At 43.0% G+C, this 17,417-nt stretch carries 19 protein-coding genes and 2 pseudogenes; 9 read left to right on the forward strand and 12 right to left on the reverse strand.

Going from position 1 to position 17,417, the window contains the following annotated elements:
* Nucleotides 1–51: 51 nt before the first annotated feature.
* Nucleotides 52–231 (reverse strand): hypothetical protein, encoded by a 180-nt coding sequence (locus NXM86_RS14680; protein ID WP_012749337.1) that lies wholly within the window; start codon nucleotides 229–231, stop codon nucleotides 52–54.
* Nucleotides 232–414: 183 nt separating this feature from the next.
* Between NXM86_RS14680 and NXM86_RS14685 the strand changes: the two genes are divergently transcribed.
* Nucleotides 415–756 carry a YhaI family protein gene (locus tag NXM86_RS14685; protein WP_012749336.1) on the forward strand — a complete coding sequence of 114 codons (342 nt, stop codon included), beginning with the start codon at nucleotides 415–417 and terminating at the stop codon, nucleotides 754–756.
* On the opposite strand, the gene NXM86_RS14690 is transcribed toward NXM86_RS14685, so the two are convergent.
* Entirely contained in the window at nucleotides 749–1,354 is a 606-nt protein-coding gene (locus NXM86_RS14690) for an HTH-type transcriptional regulator Hpr (protein WP_012749335.1), read from the reverse strand. The two genes, NXM86_RS14685 and NXM86_RS14690, sit on opposite strands and share 8 nt — an antisense overlap.
* Before the next feature lie 190 nt (nucleotides 1,355–1,544).
* Here NXM86_RS14690 and yhzF point away from each other — a divergent pair, with 190 nt between their 5' ends.
* The gene (yhzF, locus tag NXM86_RS14695) at nucleotides 1,545–1,706 is read left to right on the forward strand and encodes a membrane protein YhzF (protein WP_482812007.1); all 162 of its coding nucleotides are present in this window, start codon (nucleotides 1,545–1,547) and stop codon (nucleotides 1,704–1,706) included.
* A gap of 50 nt (nucleotides 1,707–1,756) precedes the next feature.
* On the opposite strand, the gene NXM86_RS14700 is transcribed toward yhzF, so the two are convergent.
* The 6 genes from NXM86_RS14700 to NXM86_RS14725 all read right to left on the reverse strand — a co-directional run bounded on the left by NXM86_RS14700 (nucleotide 1,757) and on the right by NXM86_RS14725 (nucleotide 7,162).
* On the reverse strand, nucleotides 1,757–2,281 hold the full coding sequence (locus NXM86_RS14700; RefSeq protein WP_012749334.1) for a tryptophan transporter: 525 nt from the start codon (nucleotides 2,279–2,281) through the stop codon (nucleotides 1,757–1,759).
* Between the two features lie 115 nt (nucleotides 2,282–2,396).
* The gene (serC, locus tag NXM86_RS14705) at nucleotides 2,397–3,479 is read right to left on the reverse strand and encodes a 3-phosphoserine/phosphohydroxythreonine transaminase (protein ID WP_012749333.1); all 1,083 of its coding nucleotides are present in this window, start codon (nucleotides 3,477–3,479) and stop codon (nucleotides 2,397–2,399) included.
* A gap of 108 nt (nucleotides 3,480–3,587) precedes the next feature.
* The gene (locus NXM86_RS14710) at nucleotides 3,588–3,773 is read right to left on the reverse strand and encodes a sporulation YhaL family protein (protein ID WP_012749332.1); all 186 of its coding nucleotides are present in this window, start codon (nucleotides 3,771–3,773) and stop codon (nucleotides 3,588–3,590) included.
* A gap of 194 nt (nucleotides 3,774–3,967) precedes the next feature.
* The gene (gene yhaM, locus NXM86_RS14715) at nucleotides 3,968–4,942 is read right to left on the reverse strand and encodes a 3'-5' exoribonuclease YhaM (protein ID WP_062753915.1); all 975 of its coding nucleotides are present in this window, start codon (nucleotides 4,940–4,942) and stop codon (nucleotides 3,968–3,970) included.
* An 89-nt stretch (nucleotides 4,943–5,031) separates the two neighbouring features.
* Complete coding sequence (locus NXM86_RS14720) at nucleotides 5,032–6,270, reverse strand: ABC transporter permease (protein WP_498958224.1); 1,239 nt, start codon at nucleotides 6,268–6,270, stop codon at nucleotides 5,032–5,034.
* Nucleotides 6,263–7,162 (reverse strand): ABC transporter ATP-binding protein, encoded by a 900-nt coding sequence (locus NXM86_RS14725; protein ID WP_012749329.1) that lies wholly within the window; start codon nucleotides 7,160–7,162, stop codon nucleotides 6,263–6,265. The genes NXM86_RS14720 and NXM86_RS14725 overlap by 8 nt, the downstream gene beginning before the upstream one ends.
* Before the next feature lie 140 nt (nucleotides 7,163–7,302).
* Between NXM86_RS14725 and NXM86_RS14730 the strand changes: the two genes are divergently transcribed.
* Nucleotides 7,303–7,488, forward strand: a complete 186-nt coding sequence (locus NXM86_RS14730; protein WP_012749328.1) for a YhzD family protein — start codon at nucleotides 7,303–7,305, stop codon at nucleotides 7,486–7,488.
* 319 nt (nucleotides 7,489–7,807) lie between these two features.
* Nucleotides 7,808–8,889: pseudogene (locus tag NXM86_RS14735) on the forward strand (RNA-guided endonuclease InsQ/TnpB family protein).
* 52 nt (nucleotides 8,890–8,941) lie between these two features.
* Here NXM86_RS14735 and NXM86_RS14740 read toward each other — a convergent pair.
* From NXM86_RS14740 to NXM86_RS14750, 3 genes are all read right to left on the reverse strand, one after another.
* Nucleotides 8,942–10,447 carry a coproporphyrinogen III oxidase gene (locus NXM86_RS14740; RefSeq protein ID WP_012749327.1) on the reverse strand — a complete coding sequence of 502 codons (1,506 nt, stop codon included), beginning with the start codon at nucleotides 10,445–10,447 and terminating at the stop codon, nucleotides 8,942–8,944.
* Nucleotides 10,448–10,554: 107 nt separating this feature from the next.
* The gene (locus NXM86_RS14745; RefSeq protein ID WP_012749326.1) at nucleotides 10,555–11,418 is read right to left on the reverse strand and encodes a Cof-type HAD-IIB family hydrolase; all 864 of its coding nucleotides are present in this window, start codon (nucleotides 11,416–11,418) and stop codon (nucleotides 10,555–10,557) included.
* A gap of 313 nt (nucleotides 11,419–11,731) precedes the next feature.
* Entirely contained in the window at nucleotides 11,732–12,085 is a 354-nt protein-coding gene (locus tag NXM86_RS14750) for a YlbF/YmcA family competence regulator (protein WP_012749325.1), read from the reverse strand.
* Nucleotides 12,086–12,344: 259 nt separating this feature from the next.
* Here NXM86_RS14750 and NXM86_RS14755 point away from each other — a divergent pair, with 259 nt between their 5' ends.
* The 5 genes and pseudogenes from NXM86_RS14755 (at nucleotide 12,345) to NXM86_RS14775 (ending at nucleotide 17,020) form a co-directional block, all read left to right on the forward strand.
* The gene (locus NXM86_RS14755) at nucleotides 12,345–13,433 is read left to right on the forward strand and encodes a YheC/YheD family endospore coat-associated protein (protein ID WP_309218822.1); all 1,089 of its coding nucleotides are present in this window, start codon (nucleotides 12,345–12,347) and stop codon (nucleotides 13,431–13,433) included.
* A 6-nt stretch (nucleotides 13,434–13,439) separates the two neighbouring features.
* Complete coding sequence (locus tag NXM86_RS14760; RefSeq protein ID WP_012749323.1) at nucleotides 13,440–14,504, forward strand: YheC/YheD family endospore coat-associated protein; 1,065 nt, start codon at nucleotides 13,440–13,442, stop codon at nucleotides 14,502–14,504.
* 95 nt (nucleotides 14,505–14,599) lie between these two features.
* A pseudogene (locus NXM86_RS14765) lies at nucleotides 14,600–15,849 on the forward strand (YheC/YheD family endospore coat-associated protein).
* Nucleotides 15,846–16,394, forward strand: a complete 549-nt coding sequence (locus NXM86_RS14770; protein ID WP_498958226.1) for a hypothetical protein — start codon at nucleotides 15,846–15,848, stop codon at nucleotides 16,392–16,394. The pseudogene NXM86_RS14765 and the gene NXM86_RS14770 overlap by 4 nt, the downstream one beginning before the upstream one ends.
* The gene (locus tag NXM86_RS14775; protein ID WP_498958227.1) at nucleotides 16,364–17,020 is read left to right on the forward strand and encodes a YheC/YheD family protein; all 657 of its coding nucleotides are present in this window, start codon (nucleotides 16,364–16,366) and stop codon (nucleotides 17,018–17,020) included. The genes NXM86_RS14770 and NXM86_RS14775 overlap by 31 nt, the downstream gene beginning before the upstream one ends.
* Here NXM86_RS14775 and NXM86_RS14780 read toward each other — a convergent pair.
* Nucleotides 16,977–17,381: a hypothetical protein gene (locus NXM86_RS14780; protein ID WP_012749320.1), complete on the reverse strand. Its 405-nt coding sequence runs from the start codon at nucleotides 17,379–17,381 to the stop codon at nucleotides 16,977–16,979. The genes NXM86_RS14775 and NXM86_RS14780 overlap by 44 nt on opposite strands.
* Nucleotides 17,382–17,417 lie beyond the last annotated feature (36 nt).

Raw genomic sequence — 17,417 nt, forward strand, 5'->3', positions numbered from 1 at the left:
GTCTACAACACATCTACAAAAAAGCTGGCAGCACAAGCTGTCAGCTTTTTTCTATGTAAATAACACTTCAAAATAGGAAGAAATTAATAAAATCGTAATAAGAACGTTGATTGTTCGAAAAACACTTGGTTGCTTTTCTTCTGGTATTTCCCTTTGCGCGCAAAGGCGAGATGTTAATTGATTAATAAGAAATAAAATAATGACAGCAAGGGGTATAAAGTACACCGTCAAACCTGTTTCCCCTCCTATTCATAATTACTCATTTACTTTACAACGTTTCTTTTTATAAATCAATATGATTTTTACAGAAAAACTCTTCTCCCCTGAAAAAACTTTTTTATTGGTTGTTTTTCATAAATTAGGTAAAATATACGTAAAAACTTGTCCATTATGTTCGGCAAAAGGAGCGCGCATATGGGAACACTAGAGGAACGAATCGCCAAATTGGAATTCCATCGATCGTTGTTAATGGAAATGGTCGATGAAACAAAAAAACCGTTTTATTATCTTGTTATTAAAGCAAATTTAACAAAAGAAGAAGTAGATGAAGTGCTTGCCCTTTGCGAACAGTTAAGCGAGGAATATGAAAAACAAAAAGCGGAAGGGCTGACGATTTTCACCCCGCTTCTCCTTCATTTCGCGGGAATGCTCCATCCTAGCCTTCCGCTCGAACAGACAGTTGACGCTCTCCTTAAGCAGCAAATGTTTGTCCCCCTAATGACGGAATTGAAAAAGTTAATGAAAACCGTTAGCTAGACTGACTTGTTAGCTCCTTTTCTTTTTCTTGCGATTTCGCGTTTCGTTTCACTAGTTTTCCATCTTGTTCCACGAAATCGTTTTTAATGTTTTCAAACGCTCTCTCAAAAATTTCCATAAAGTCATCGCCATAAATGTTGCGGATGATACACATCATTTCTAAAATTTCTGGAAACTTTCCATATAGCTCGCGCAGCGGCAATGCTCCGTTAAACACCGCGTTTTGCGTTGGATCATACGATTCCATTAATTTCAATAATACTTCTTCTCCTTTTTCTGTCAGTTCAATGTACGTATTGCGTTTATCATCTTGTTTTTTCGAAAAGGAAAGCAAGCCTCTCTCTTCTAATTTTTTTGAAAAATTAAACGCTGTGGATACATGCATCACTCCAAATTTTGCAATTTCCGAAATCGACGCCCCTTTAAAATGATATGCAATCCATAAAATATGATGTTCGTTAATGTTTAAGTCAAATGGTTTAATCCATTGCTGCCAGTCTTTTTCGATCGATTTCCAAAGCGCCTTGCTTAACTGAGCAATTCGTTGGCTAAATAGCATCGCCTCTTTTATAGAATAATTTTGCTCTGTCGTTTTCATCGTTCCACCCACTCTTTCCTCACCGTGTTTTTTACTTTCTATTATGCCAGTAAAATAAAAATTAATAAAGATAAAAATGTTTAATTTTTTTATTTTTGTGACCATTCCCCGCCGTTCATAGCTGTAAGTTAGCCAACATATAGTAAGCATAGGGGAGAAAGCAATGATATATATGCAATCGTTTTTTTTTATGATTAGTTTCATATTTTTCTGTCTTTTCATAAATACTCTTTTTTCATTAACAAAAGCGAAAATGTATCCACCAAAAATAGTATTAAAACAGCGTGCTTTCAATTATATTGGAATAGCATTTTTTTGCTTTGTCACTGCTTGGCTACTCCGATATGTATAGCGTGATAGCAAAAAACCCGACCAAGATGATGATCGGGTTTTTTGCGATTGTTACGCATGCGCTGTAATGTTCATCCGCTTAAAAATGGACGAGGCAATTGGATAGATAATCACCATCACAATCGTATTAATCACAGCCGCCGGCAATACAACGGTCAGAAATAAAGCAGAAAAAGCTGCCCCGCCTGGCAATCCGACCAACAAAAGCGCAGCGGTTAAAAAGATCGTGCCAGAAATGATCGTGCCGACCGCTGTTAATATTGCGGCAGAAATCACCGTTTGACCATACTTTTTCAAAAGCAACACAAACGCGAAGAATACAAAAGCGGTAATCGTTTTGTCAATGATATTTGGAACTTGTCCCCCCGGGAATCCTGTTGTCATCGCGGAAATAATGCCTGTCACAACTCCAACAAGCCCCACTGCTTTAACATTCGGAAACAACAAAATAGCCAAAAACATCATTGTCAGCATCATGTCCGGCTTCATCCCAAAGAAAATTCCTGGAATGACCGCGTGCAATACCGCACCAATTCCGACTAACAATGCCAATGAAACTAGTACTCTCGTATTCATGCTCATCTCTCCTCATCTATTCTTTCCTAAGCTCCTCTAATAGTGCATTTGCACCTATTACGAGAATCTTTCTACCATTATATCACTTTGCAGTATGAAAGTGAAGTAGAAATTTTCAGTTAAATTTCCGATAGAAATCATTCATAAATTCCGCTAACGCTTCACACGCTTCAAGCGGCACGGCATTATAAATCGATGCACGGCAGCCCCCAACAGAACGATGGCCGGCTAGTCCAACAAATCCTTTCTCTTTTGCCTCCGCCAAAAATTTCTTCGTTAATTCTTCATTTGGCAGCCTAAATGTCACGTTCATAAGCGAACGGCTGTCCTTTTCCGCATGTGGGGCATAAAACCCATTGCTTGCATCAATCGCTTCGTATACGACAGCCGCTTTTTCTTTATTGCGTGCTTCGATCGCTTTCACACCGCCTTCTTCCTCGACCCATTCGAGCACAAGAGAAAGCATATAAATCGCAAACGTTGGCGGCGTATTGTATAATGAATTACTTGAGCTGTACGTGCGGTAATCGAGCATCGTCGGCAAGTTATCCGGAATGCGCTCCAATAAGTCATTGCGGATAATTACCACCGTCACGCCGGACGGCCCAAGATTTTTTTGCGCCCCCGCATAAATTAATGCAAATTGCCCAACATTGATTTCCCTGCTTAAAATATCGCTCGACATATCGGCAATAAGATCAACTGGCAAATCCGGGAATTCATGCCATTGTGTGCCGAAAATCGTATTGTTGGAGGTAATATGTAAATACGCTGCGTTTTCGGAAAGCTGAATGTCTTCCGGATGCGGAATGTACGTATAATTCGCTTCTTTGCTTGATGCGGCGATATGAGTTTTCCCAACCTTCTTTGCCTCTTTCAGCGCTTTTTCCGACCACGATCCTGTTAACACGTAATTAGCGACATGGTCTTTTCCAAGCAAATTCATTGGCACCATCGAAAACTGCAGGCTCGCTCCGCCTTGTAAAAACAAGACGTCATGGGTATCAGGAATGTTCATCAGCCGTTTCAGCCGCTCTTTGGCGCTGTTGTGCACCGCATCGTATTCTTTGCTGCGATGGCTCAGCTCCATCACGGACATCCCTGTATTTTGAAAATTAAGCAATTCCGCTTGCGCCCGCTCTAATACCGGAAGCGGCAACGCTGACGGTCCCGCGTTGAAATTATACGCCCGTTTCATTTTTTCATCCCCCATTTTATTTCTTTAATGAATAAGAGAGTTAATATTATCCTAACACGAATTCCGAAAAAATAAAGGGAATTTTTCAAAAAATAAAGTCCTTGTTGGCTACAAGGACTTCGCTTGCTGGCGCCGCTCCCGCTCCTTTCGGATGCGCTCCATATAAATTTCTCCCTCTTTTTCAATAAATGCTTCATCGATTTCTCTCTCTTTCGCTGCTGTTCTTACTGCCATGTAACCGCTAAAAATAATTCCCGCAACAACTAAATAAATCCACCATGGCATGCTAAGCATTAACATCCCCCTTTTTCTGGCTTGTCTTACTAAACTATACGCACAAAATCAATGATCTATGCATAAAGAAAGAGGCGGAAAATACCGCCTCTTTCGTATTGTGCAATGCTTATTCTTTTTTTTCTTTGCTTGCTGCTTTCAGGGCTTATGAATAATGCAAGAAGCCCACTGCCTTAGCCGTTGGGAAGAAGGCTTTATGATGTCCCCCCTCTTTCTTGCATTAAAACAGAAGAGAAAATTGGTTTATAAAATGAACGATTCTCTAATGCATAAATTCGTTCCGTAAACTCACCCGGCTTTACTTTTTCAAGCGCCCGGTCGATCATATTCATTTTCGCATCCAAATTGTCAATGTAATGAAGAATTTCTGCTTCTTTCACCATTGGCGGCTTCGGACTGCCCCATTCCGCTTTTCCGTGATGGGAAAGCACCATATGTTGCAGCACGATGATTTCTTCGCCGCTGATGCCAAGATGTTCAGCAGCTTTGCTGATTTCGCCTACCATAATCGGAATATGTCCAAGCAGCTTGCCTTCGAGCGTATACGAAGCGGACACTGGGCCAGACAGCTCAATTACCTTGCCAAGGTCATGTAAAATCACGCCAGCGTATAATAAATCTCTATTCAATGACGGATATAAATTCACAAGCGCTTTTGCCAATTCTAACATCGACACGACATGGTACGCCAATCCGGAAATAAATTCATGGTGGTTTTTCGTCGCCGCCGGATAGTCAAAAAATTTCTGTTCGTATTTTTTTAATAAATAGCGCGTAATCCGCTGAATATTTGGATTTTGCATTGCAAATATGTATTCTGTAATTTTTTCCATCATGTCTTCGCGTTTCATTGGGGCCGTCTCGAGAAAATCGGATACACGGACAGCATCCCCTTCGTGAGCGAGACGAATCGAGCGGATTTTCAGCTGCATTTTGCCTCGGTAATTATGAATGTCGCCCAATACTTTAACAATGCTTTCCGGCACGTAGACACTTTCATCTTCCGGAGACACATCCCATAGTTTCGCTTCAATATCTCCAGTTTTGTCTTGCAAAATCAATGTTAAAAACGGTTTCCCGTTACTAGCGATTCCTTTTGTCACCGATTTAATGAGCAAATACACATCGACTTGCTCGCCAACCTCATAATGAACAATTCCTTTCGCCAACCTTTTCCCTCCGTTTCCGTATTTGCGTATAGTTAAGTATACCACATGTGTGCAAAACACAAAAAGAAAACCTTGCCTTAGGCAAGGCCTTACTTTTTCGTCAATTGCACCGCTTTTTTCATATCTTTCAGTGAACCAGATTTTCCGTACATGAGCACTCCGCCGCGATACACCTTCGATCCGAAAAAGGCAAGCAAGCCAATCGTAGCGATTAATAAAACAAGGCTGAGCACCACTTCCCAAAATGGAACAGGCAGTAACCCAACACGCAAAAACATAATCATTGGCGCGAAAAACGGAATGAATGATGTCACCGTAATAAAGGACGACTCTGGAGCGTTTAAGCCAAACATCGCGATCATAAACGCAGCAATGACAACAATCATCACCGGCATAATCATTTGCTGTACGTCTTCCACGCGGCTGACGAGCGAACCAAGCACGGCAAATAATGTCGCATATAAGAAATAGCCTAAAAGGAAGAAAATAATCGCATACACAAATGTCGAGACAGGAAGATGATCAAAACCGAGAAATTTCCACAATTCTTGCCCGCTGCTTTTCAGCGCTGTGAAGCCAACCGCAAATAAAATCGCAAACTGTGTTAAGCTAAGAAGCGCAACCCCTAGGATTTTCCCGAACAGCTGCTGGATCGGGTGAACGCTTGATACCAAAATTTCCATGACGCGCGACGACTTTTCCGTCGCCACCTCTGTGGAAATCATGCCGCCGTACATGAGAACAAACATGTACATCGCAAACAGCAGCATGTAAACGAGAACGCGCGCCTGATTCAACTCTTCCTCCGTTTTCGCGTTTTTTTCCAATGCCACTTTTTCAAACGGAACCGGTTCATATAGCTGTGCAATCTGCTCTTGTTTAAGACCGAGTTTTGCTGTTGCCAGCGTTGTTTTCAGCTGCTGGAGAGCTTGCTCAAGCTCGCTTGGCGTATCGTTGTCGGCAATCGTGTTCGCGTAATATGCTGCTTTCGGCAGCTGCTTCTCATCAGCGGAAACTACGAGGAGCGCATCCCACTTGCCATTGCGGACGGCCTCCTTTGCCTTTTCTTCCAGACCGGTCACCTTCTTTAACTTGAGATCATCGTGTTTTCCCTGTTTTAGCTGTGCCTCAAGCGGTTCGTAAAACGCTCCCGTTGTATCGATGACCGCCACCGTTGTTTTTTCATCCTTTGTAAAAAATTCAATAATATGCTGGATGTTGGCCATCGCAAAGACAAAGAGACTCGTAATAATCGTTGTGATGATAAACGATTTCGCTTTCAGCTTTGTCGTATACGTATGCCAAAGTACAATCCAAAACTTATTCATACGCCGCACCTACTTTTTCAATGAAAATATCGTTTAACGAAGGCTCTTCTAGCGCAAACTTGCGAATAAATCCTTTGTTGGCAATATGGGAAAGAATTTTTTGCGACACGTCTTCGTTTTCGATTTGCAAATGCACGCCTTCCGCTGTCCGCTTCATTTTGACAACCCCTGGGAACTCCGCCAGCTCATCAAGCGGCATATCAGCATGAATAATAATGTTCTTTTTGCCAAAAGACCGCTTCACTTCTTTCAATGATCCGTATACGACCGGCCGACCGCGGTGCATAATGCAAAGATGCTCGCACAACTCTTCGACATGCTCCATACGATGGCTCGAAAAGACAATCGTCGTTCCATTGTTTTTTAAATCGATGACCGCTTCTTTTAACAGCTCGACATTGACCGGATCGAGCCCACTAAACGGCTCGTCTAAGATTAATAGCTTCGGCTTATGCAACACGGCGGCGATAAATTGAATTTTTTGCTGATTCCCTTTCGACAGTTCCTCAACCCGCTTGTCCGCGTACTCCGGCACGTTAAACCGTTCAAGCCACGCTTCCATTTCTTTTATAATCGCTGCTTTATCCATGCCGCGCAGCCTGCCTAAATAAATAAGCTGATCTTTTACTTTCAGTTTCGGGTACAGACCGCGCTCTTCCGGCAAATAACCGATGAGATGGCTTTTCGAGTAGTCGATTTTTTCTCCATTCCACGTAATCGTTCCTTCCGTTGGTTCCAGCAAGCCTAAAATCATGCGAAACGTTGTCGTCTTTCCCGCCCCGTTCGCGCCAAGAAATCCGAACAAGTTTCCTTCCGGAATCGTTAACGTGACATCGTTGACCGCAGTCACTGTGCCAAACCGCTTTGTCACATGCGCTAACTGTAACGACATTCTCACTCCCCCAATTTTAGATAAAATTTCCACTAAATCATACACGTTTATCATAGCGAAAAGTTTCATCATTTAGAAGGAATTTTTTTAAAAATAGCAAAATAATAATATGAATCACCATTCAGCAAAGGGGGACTACTATGCCAACATATATATTAACAGCATTCGACAAAAGTGGAGAAAAACTGTTGGACGAAACGTTCGAAGCCGCGAACGATGAAGAAGCAAAAAAAATCGGCGAACAAAAATTGCGCGAACATAACTGCCACGATAAAACGCACCGCTGTGTAACATCAAGCGGAAAGCTGATTTTATTCCACCGTTGACACGAATAAAGCCCGGTTGCCGAAAGCAATCGGGTTTTGAACAGAAAGGACGGGAAAAACAAGGAAAGATATGCATAAAACGCAGCAGGCGGAACAGCTTCACCATGATGAGGACAAAGTCTTTGCACCTACCGAAGACTTACAAAGGATCGAAGGAGGCGTATGGAATCAAAAGAGCTTTCGCCCGGATTCACGAGAACATCCGCTGGAAGCCCACTGCTTTAGCTGTGGGAGGAAGGCGGGGTTTATATTTTCAGTATATATTGAATTTTTCGTTCAATATAAGTACACTGGATTTAGAAAGGTAGGTGAATCAAGAATGCTCTGCACTCTCAAGATTAAATTAATGCCAACTCTTGAACAGTTTCATGCGCTGCTGGAAACAATGAAACGGTTTAACCAAGCATGCAACTATATTAGCGAGATTGCTTTTCGCTCCAGAACCTTTCCAAAACGAAAATCCAGCGGCTTTGCTACTATGACGTCAGGGAAAAATTTGGCCTCTCTGCCCAAATGACCGTTCGTGCCATCGGCAAAGTGTCGGAAAGCTATCGTTTGGATAAAAAAACCTTGCATAACTTTAAAGAAACCGGTGCCATCGTGTATGATGAAAGAATCCTGTCCTTTAAAGGGTTAGAGTATGCTTCCATCCTTACCTTGCAAGGAAGAATGGAAATCCCTATGGTCATTAGCCGCTACCATCAAGGTTTGCTGTGCGGCAACCGTGTTCGGGGTCAAGCCGATTTAGTCCTTCAAAACGGTATTTTTTATTTACTGCTCGTGGTGGACGTTCCCGAAGGCCAGCCCAATTCCGAAAACGGATTTATCGGTGTGGACCTTGGCATCATTAATATCGCCGTCGATAGCACCGGTGAGGTATTTTCCGGCTCGAAGGTCAACGGGCTGCGCCGCCGCCATGCGAAACTTCGCGCCAAACTCCAAAAGAAAGGCACCAAGTCAGCGAAACGCCTGCTTAAAAAGCGTTCCAAGAAGGAAAAACTATTTGCCCGTGATGTGAACCACTGCATTAGCAAGAAGATTGTTGAAAAGGCAAAGGCACTCGGATGCGGCATTGCCCTTGAAGATTTAAAGGGCATCCGCCAACGCACCGAGAAAACGGTTAAAAAGCAACAGCGTCGTCAACACTCTTCTTGGTCTTTTTATCAGTTGAGAAAGTTTATTGAGTATAAAGCGGCGATCGCTGGCGTGTCGGTGGTATTGGTTCATCCAAAAAATACTTCCCGCACCTGTCCGGTTTGCGGACATGTGGCCAAAGAAAACAGACCGTCAAGGGATCAGTTTTGTTGTCGAGCTTGTGGGTACGCTGCCCCTGCCGACAACGTGGCTGCGGAAAACATCCGCAGGGCTGCTGTCAACCAGCCGAACGCGGCAGCCAATTAGGCTAGTTGCAAGCCCACGGCTTTAGCCGTTGGGTAGTTGACTGCTGTGATCCCTATCCAAACAACGTTTCCAGCATTTTCAGTTTTTCGTTCGTGTAATGGACAAAATTTTCGTTATACACCTTCGGTTCTTTCGGATTGGCAAAGCGGGTAATTTTTCGAGTCTTCGGATCGACAAACTTGCTGGACGCGCCGCAGCCAAGCCCGATAATCGACTGTTGTTCTTCCATAATCATAATGTTGTAAATGCTTTCTTTCCCCGGCAAGGCATATCCAACGTTTTCGAGGTTGCCGAGAATGTTTTTTTGCCGATACAAATAGTACGGAACATAGCCGTGCCGCTTCGTCCACTCTTGGGCCGCTTTCATCATTTCGCTGATTTCGTCGCGGTCGGCGACTTTGTATTTCGCTTTGTTTTTTGTCATTTCCGACGCTCGTTTAAACGAAAGCGTATGCACCGTTAACGACTCCGGCATGAGTTTTTCCGTTTGCGCCAATGTATAGGAAAATTCTTTTGTTCCTTCCCCCGGAAGCCCGATAATTAAATCCATGTTAATGTTGTTCATGCCCATCTCGCGAGCGAGATGAAACTTTTCAATCGTTTCGTCTACCGTATGGTGACGGCCGATTGCTTTTAGCGTTTCCTGAATGTAAGACTGTGGGTTAATGCTGATGCGATCGATGTTCCACTTTTTAAGCACATTCAGTTTCTCTGGTGTGATCGTGTCCGGACGCCCCGCCTCGACCGTGATTTCGCGGACACGCTCGACATTTGGGAACGACTGATACATTTCCGCATACAGCCGGTCCATTTCTTCGGCGGTGATGCTTGTTGGCGTGCCGCCGCCGTAATAAATTGTCGTAATGTTGATGCCGCGCTCTTTTAAAAAGCGGCCGACTTCCCGCATTTCGTAATGCAACCCAGCTAAAAAGGCATCGACGGAACCTTGGCGCCCGCCAATCGCATACGCTGGAAACGTACAATACGCGCATTTCGTCGGGCAAAACGGAATGCCGATATAAATGCTTACTTCATGGGCGAGGTCATATAAATCTGGCACGACTGTAAGCTGGCGGTCGACGATTTCCTGCATCAGCTCAATTTTTTCTTCTGTTACTAAATAATCATCGCGAAGCTGACGGTGCGCTTCCTCTTTTGAAAGACCGGAACGCAGCTTTTGATGCAACAGTTTTACCGGACGTATTCCTGTCAACACTCCCCATTGTTGAATCAGACCGGTATATTGCTGCAATAACGTCAAATATACATGAAACACCGTATATTTTATTTGTTTGAAACGATCTTTCTCCTCAAGATAGCCGGATACGTCTTTTTCATGATCCGCTTCATATTTATTTCCCGTTAATTTTTCCGTCAATATTCCATGCACATGAACACGCTTGTCGCCGTTTATCGAAAGCGCAACTGCTATATCTGCGTCGTGAACCGATTCAAATACCAGCTCATATTCTTCGAAAAATAATCCTGTGATTACCTCCAACGGACGTTGAAACCGCTCGACATCATGTAATCCTTGAATTTGAACGCGCAATGACATCACCTTTCCCAGTCAAGCTTATTTAAGTGTACAGAAGGCAATTCGCTCTCGTCAAGTAGCGAGATTCGCCAATGAAAAAGCTGGGACCATCCATCCCAGCTTTCCTTTTATCGTTTTATTTTTAATTTCCGCAGAAATTCCGGTCGCAGCTGCTTGCGGAAATGTTCTTTAATCATGTAGGCGACACCGAGCTGTTCGTTCGAACGTGTCACCCAGTCAGCTGCTTTTTTCACTTCCACTGGCGCATTTCCCATTGCGACTCCTAGACCAACAGCTTCAATCGCTGGCATGTCGTCGAGACCATCGCCGATTACAACCATTTCTTTTAAAGAAATCCCTAAATGATTGCCAAGGCGCTGCAATCCTGCGAGTTTTGACACGCCCTGCGGCACAATTTCCATCTTTTCGTTTGGGTGCATAATCATATCAATGGTCGGGAACGCTTTTGCTAATACCGACATGGCCTCATTCCTTTCTCGTTCGTTGGCAAAATAGACATCGATTTTCGGAACAGCCACTGGTTCATCCATTAATATATTGCCGAGCGAATCGACAAACTGCGTCGGATAAAAAAACGGATCGCCTGATGATAACACCGTTTTTACGACTAAATTTTTTTGCACTTTGTTCCGATTGCCGATCGAATAGCGCTCATGCATCAATCGAATGTTGCAATTGTAATTTTCAAGCACCTGCACAATGTTAAATGTCCGTTCTTCTGGAATAAGCGCTTCAAATATTTTTTCCTTTAGTGATTTTCCGATTATTGCACCTTGAAACGTGATCAATTCGCTATCCAATTTTAACGCTTTTGCGACTTTCCGTGCCGCGAGCAAATTTCGGCTCGTCATTAACGTCACGTAAACTCCTTTTCGTTTCACATATTCTACTGCTTCTTTTGTTTCCCTTTGCAGGCGGCCGTTGTTTTTTAAAATCGTTCCATCAATATTGAGAGCAAGCAATTTGTACATCGCTGTCTCCCCCTTTTCGAAAAAGTTGAATCTTGCCCCTCTTTGCGTTCGGCGTTTTTTTCTTTTTGAATTGTTTCGCCTCCGCTTTTCTTCCCTGTCTAGCTTCGGCTCGCAACCGCTCGGGGTCAAATAACCTTCGCCTTCGGGGCGACAAGCACCCCTGCAGGCGAAGAACATTTGCCCGTCGCGGTTAAGCAGCTCGCCTCCGCTTTTCTTCTCTGTCTAGCTTCGGCTCGCAACCGCTTTTCTTCCTATCACTTCATAGCTATGATAAAACGGACAAAAAAAGAACACCCAATACGAGTGTTCACATTTATTCTGCGAATGAACGATATAGTTCCTCTAGCGGTTTCATCGTGATTTGTTGAATATCGGATAATACCATGCTCATTCGTTGTTCAAGCGTCATCAGCTGGGCAAGCTTTTCGTTTTGCTGGGTGAGCGCCATCGCTTTTTGCGCTTGCTCGATTTCTTCCGGTAAAATTTCAGCACCAGTCATCTGTTTTTCATGAAGGCGCATTTGCAAATTGCGGAAATTCGTAAATAGGCGATACGCGGTTTCGTCGCGGCGCACCGCTTCGTACGCCTGCTTTAATTGTTGAAAATCACTGCTTGTACGGATTGCCTGCTCCAGCTGCTCGGCAAGGACATAGAGTTGATTGGACATAAAAAAGCCTCCTATAAAAAAGTAACGTATCACTATCATAACGTATGCGCCGAGAAAAAGCGATATGACTAACAAAAATTTGATAATCCGGACGGAACAGCATTTTGATTTCAAGTGTGTTTGTCACTCCACCGACCATCAAATCATCCCATGTTTCTCTCCTTTCACGTATGTTTTGCAATCACCAATATTAGGCGAAAATCATACGATACGATATGAAATAGAGTTTGTGTAACGAAAGCACAAATGAGGGAGAACAATGAACCACCCCCAAGCTATCGCCGTAATGACCGAAATTTTTCATACGGACTCACATGTTCACTTCGGATCCATACATGAATTTTGCAAGGAATTAGCGGAATATAGCAAGCAACATCACCTAACTTTATACGTTACATCTTTATCGATGTATTTAGAAAATGAACGAATTGGCTATCAGTGGATCAATGGAGAATGGACAAAAACGGAAGTACCGCCTGCAAAAGTGATCTATAACCGCATTCATTCACGAAAAACAGAATTAACCAGCTTATTTGAACGTCTTATCCAAAAGCTAAAAGATGAACATGTTCTTATGTTTAATCACCGTTTTTTGCATAAATGGGAAGTGCACGAATGTTTAATGAGCCATCCGTACTTGCATCCGTATTTGCCAAAAACGGAGTTATTCACAAAGAAACAAATGCTCGACGACTTTCTTGAACAATTTCCTGTCGTTTTTATTAAACCAATTTACGGCAGCCAAGGACGCCATATTTTGCGCATTGAAAAAACGGAAGGCGAGTTTCGCCTTGACTATTCCACGTTCATGAAAGATACGATGCAACAATATCCTTCTACTTCCGCCCTGTTTGCGGTCTTGAAAGAACGAATAAAGCTGGCATCCATCATTCAGCAAGGCATTGCCCTCCAGACGATGGAAGGACGTCTCGTTGATTTTCGGCTATCATGCCACCGCATTCATGACAGCGAATGGCGCGTAACATCCGCTATCGCACGCGTCGCCCAGCAAGAACAATTTGTCGCCAATCTTGCCCGCGGCGGGGAAATCGTTTCAATAGATGAGGTATTGCGGAAATGGTATGAACAAAACAGAGCGTTCCAGCAAAAAATGCTGTTAAAAGAAATCGCGCTCGAAACAGCTTCCGTATTAGCAAATGAAGCCGATGGATTATATGGAGAGTTCGGCATTGATTTAGCGATCGACCAAGAAAACAAACCATGGATTATCGAAGTAAACACAAAACCATCCAAACAGACCGATATGGCAATGTCAAATCGCCTTATTCGACCTTCCGCTAAAGCGATTATTGACTATTGTTTATCGCTTATCGAGCAAAAGGAGTGAGTAAAATTGATTTCTCTTGGATTTGTCACCGTCTATGATCAACAAGAAGTAAAGTATTCCACAGAAGTTGCCAAGCGGGCTGATCGTTATGGCATTACCGTATACCGCTTTACCCCTTTTGATATTGACCCGTTAACGGAAAAAGTGCGCGGCCTGCAATTTGATAACACCAAGCAATCATGGATAGAAAGCACTTTTGACATTCCCACCTTTTTATATGACCGTTGCTTTTATCGTGCGGATGACCGCTCGAAAAAAAGCAAACCGATCGTACAATGGTTAAAACATCGGCCAGATATTACATTTTTAGGACACGGATTCCCAAGCAAATGGGAATTGTACAAGAAGGTCATTGAACATCCATTGCTTTCCCCGTATATTCCCAAAACAGAACGTCTTCAATCCGCTATGGATGTACTGCACATGATCCAGAAAGAAAAAGCCGTCATTTGCAAGCCTGAACACGGCTCGCGCGGCAAGGGCATTTATGTCATAAAACAAATGAAGAACTTACTTCATATTTTAGATGCAAGTGGTCAAACAATTGCCCATATCAGACGAGAAAACGATTTGCAACGGTGGATTAATGATTTGCTTCAACACAACTCATACCTTATTCAGCCGTTTTTGCCGTTACAGACGAAGAAAAACGAGCCGTTCGATATCCGTTTTCTCTTCCAAAAAAACGAACGAGGCAAATGGAGCGAACGAGGCAGAGCGGTGCGAATCGGGCAGCCTGGAACAATGATTGCCAACGTCAGTGCCGGCGCTTCCATTTTCGATTTTTCGGAATGGATCAACCAAGTTTCTTCCCCACAACGCCTTTTTATTACCGATGGAATCGAAACGATTACAAACGTGTTGCCATCCTACTTGGAAGAGCAATTTGGCCCATTGTTTGAACTAGGTCTTGATCTCGGGATTACTGAGGAAGGCGCTGTATGGATCATTGATATGAATTCGAAGCCAGGCCGAAAAATTATTACTGCACTCACTCCTGAAAACTGTGACGTCTACGAAGCACCGCTTCGCTATTGTCTGTTTCTCGCAAACGAGGTGAATATCTCATGAAATATACATTAACGATACAAGAGGCGGAAGAAAATACGATTTATCTTCCGCCCGATATTTCGCTCTCCGGGCAAACGATGGCCGCGTTCGGAAGCATGTCCACCGCATGCTGCTTTGTTTCGTCCCCGGTTTTAGACAAACATATCGTTATCACAAACGATGTTGCCAAACGCTTACAAATCCCATTTTCTGCCGATATTCATCTATTTCTCACTGAAGACACCGTCCATCTTGGTCCGCTCATTGGCATTTTTACCGCAGGGTTTACGAAATCGCCGCTTCGTCCGGTGGGAAAACGGAGCTTTTTCTTTGCGAAACTGCTTTCACAAGAGAAAAAAGTCGGCGGATTTGCTTTTGTTTTTGGCGCTCATCATATTCATTGGGAGAAAGGAACGATAACGGGGTATTTTTATACAGAAAACGGTTGGGTCCAGCATGAAGTTCCGTTTCCTACCGTTATCTACAATCGCTTGCCAAACCGTCGAATTGAAAACGATGAAACATTTCAAGCAATTAAAGAAACATTAAAAAAAGAATACGGAATCCCTTGGTTTAACGAAAACTTTTTTAATAAATGGGAAATATACCGTCTGCTTGAAAAACATCCATTATCCAGGCCGTACCTTCCAAACACGTCTTTTTATCCTACGATCGAGACCGCCGATCAATTTTAAAACGTTATGGCGAAGCATATTTAAAGCCCGCCAACGGCAGTCTCGGTTTAGGTATTTACCATCTTTTGAAGAAAAACACGAAGTATGAATGCCGATTTCGAGATGAACATGGAACTAACCGGTCGCAAACCTTTCCAACGTTATCATCTTTGTGGGAAAACGTTTTTTCACAAAAAAAATTAGATTCATATATTATCCAACAAGGGATTCGCCTCATGGAAGTCAACGGAAGAAAATTCGATTTTCGCGTTCATACAAATAAAAACGAAGAAGGGGTTTGGCAGGTGAGCGCGATCGCTGCAAAAATCGCAGAAAAAAGAAGCGTTACGACCCATATTAACAATGGGGGCATCGTAAAAACGATCGAAGAAATTTTCCCAGACCGAAGCACTCGCAACCATATCATAAGGCAACTTCATGACACCGCTCTTACCCTAAGCCGTTGTCTTGAGGAACAGCTTCAGATGAACATTGGTGAAATCGGATTTGATCTTGGAATCGACCAACAATATCGGATTTGGATGTTTGAAGCAAATTCGAAGCCGGGACGATGCATTTTTAAACATCCGAAGCTAAAGCAATATGATGAACTAACAGCGATGCTCTCTCTTGCGTACGCCGTTTATTTAAGTAAAAAAATAATTGATGAACCAGAGGCGTTATTCACATGACGATCATTTGCTACAATGAAAAAAAACAACAATGGTTTCATCAAGATGAAGGCCGTACCTACGTTTTTGGATACCAGCATCCATTGTCTTTTTCTAACGAATTGCCGTCTTTTTCGTTTCACGTAAAAGAACAGCGGGGAAAAGTAGGACCGCTTGTCGGCATTATGATTAGCGAATCTTCCATTCCCGCTTTGTTAAAACGAAAAAAACGATATATCGAGCTGATCACCACTTCCTTGCAAGAAGCGGGAAGTATCGCTATCGTTTTACCATTTAGCTCTATCTATGAAAAATTCGTTCAAGGATATGTATTCGTTCGCGGCCTCGGACAGTGGGTGCCTGTTACCGCCCCTCTTCCCGACGTTTTTTACAACCGAATCAAAAGCAGATCAGAAGAAAAAACAGACGAATTCCAACGAATCATCGAATTTTTAAACAACCTTTGCATTCCATTTTTTAATCGTTCTTTTTTACAAAGTGGGAATTATACGAGACATTACAAAAAAACGACCAATTGCGCCCGCATTTGCCAGCTACGCTTTTAGTTCATGATACGGACGATATACGAAAAATGCTGCAAATACACGGAAGTGTATACGTTAAACCAAACGAAGGAGCAAAAGGAAAAGGGCTGTTTCGCTTAACTTCTTCTCCTTTACAAACACACATCCTTTACGAACAAATAAATGTTCGAAAAACACTCACTTCCCTTGACGAACTCACTCCTCTTTTTTCATCGAAACGCTACATTGTCCAACAAACAATTGACGCTGATACATGGAAAGGAAATCGGTATGATTTGCGTGTTCTCGTTCATTATCACCACGGCGCTTATGCAATCAGCGGCATTGGTGTGCGGATGGCGCCAGCGCAACAACTGACAACACACGTCCTAAACGGCGGAAAACTTCTGCCGTATTCCGAAGTGAAACATCGGATCGATGAAGCCCTTTTATGTAACCTAATTTCCGAGTGCGGGAAAGAAATGAGCAAGCATTTCGGTTTTATTGGCGAGTTTTCCGCGGATATTGGCCTTAGCAAAGATGGACAATTGTACATGTACGAACTGAACGCCAAACCGATGATTTTCGACGAACCGGACATTCAACATCATGGTGCCAAACAGCTTATCTCCCTATTTGATGAACTAGCTGGTTTTTTATCATCGTAAAAAATAGCTGGCTATATTGAATGGCCTGCTGTAATGAGTGATCTGCCGCTTTTTGTGCAGCTCCCGATAACATCTCACTTGCTTTTCGACACAACATTCCTTTTTTTAATTCATTGGAACAAAGCGCATACAACAGTTCGGAAACCGAAGCTGTTACGATCTTTTCACTGTCGCTTTCTTCATATGCCCCGGCAAGTAAATAGTGAATATATTGCCATAGTTTATATTGACGTGTTATATCCTCTAAATACAGAATAAATTGTTGTTTCCACGTTTCATCGCTCACTATTTCTGCCATCTGTTCTGCTAGTTGCGTTGATGTTCTTGTTATGTACAGCAGTTGTTTCACCGTGCGTATCATTGTGTTCCCTCCTTGCTTGTCCTGCTTTTTGACATA

Source organism: Geobacillus sp. CX412 (assembly GCF_027942335.1).
In the GTDB taxonomy this organism is placed as follows: domain Bacteria; phylum Bacillota; class Bacilli; order Bacillales; family Anoxybacillaceae; genus Parageobacillus_B; species Parageobacillus_B toebii.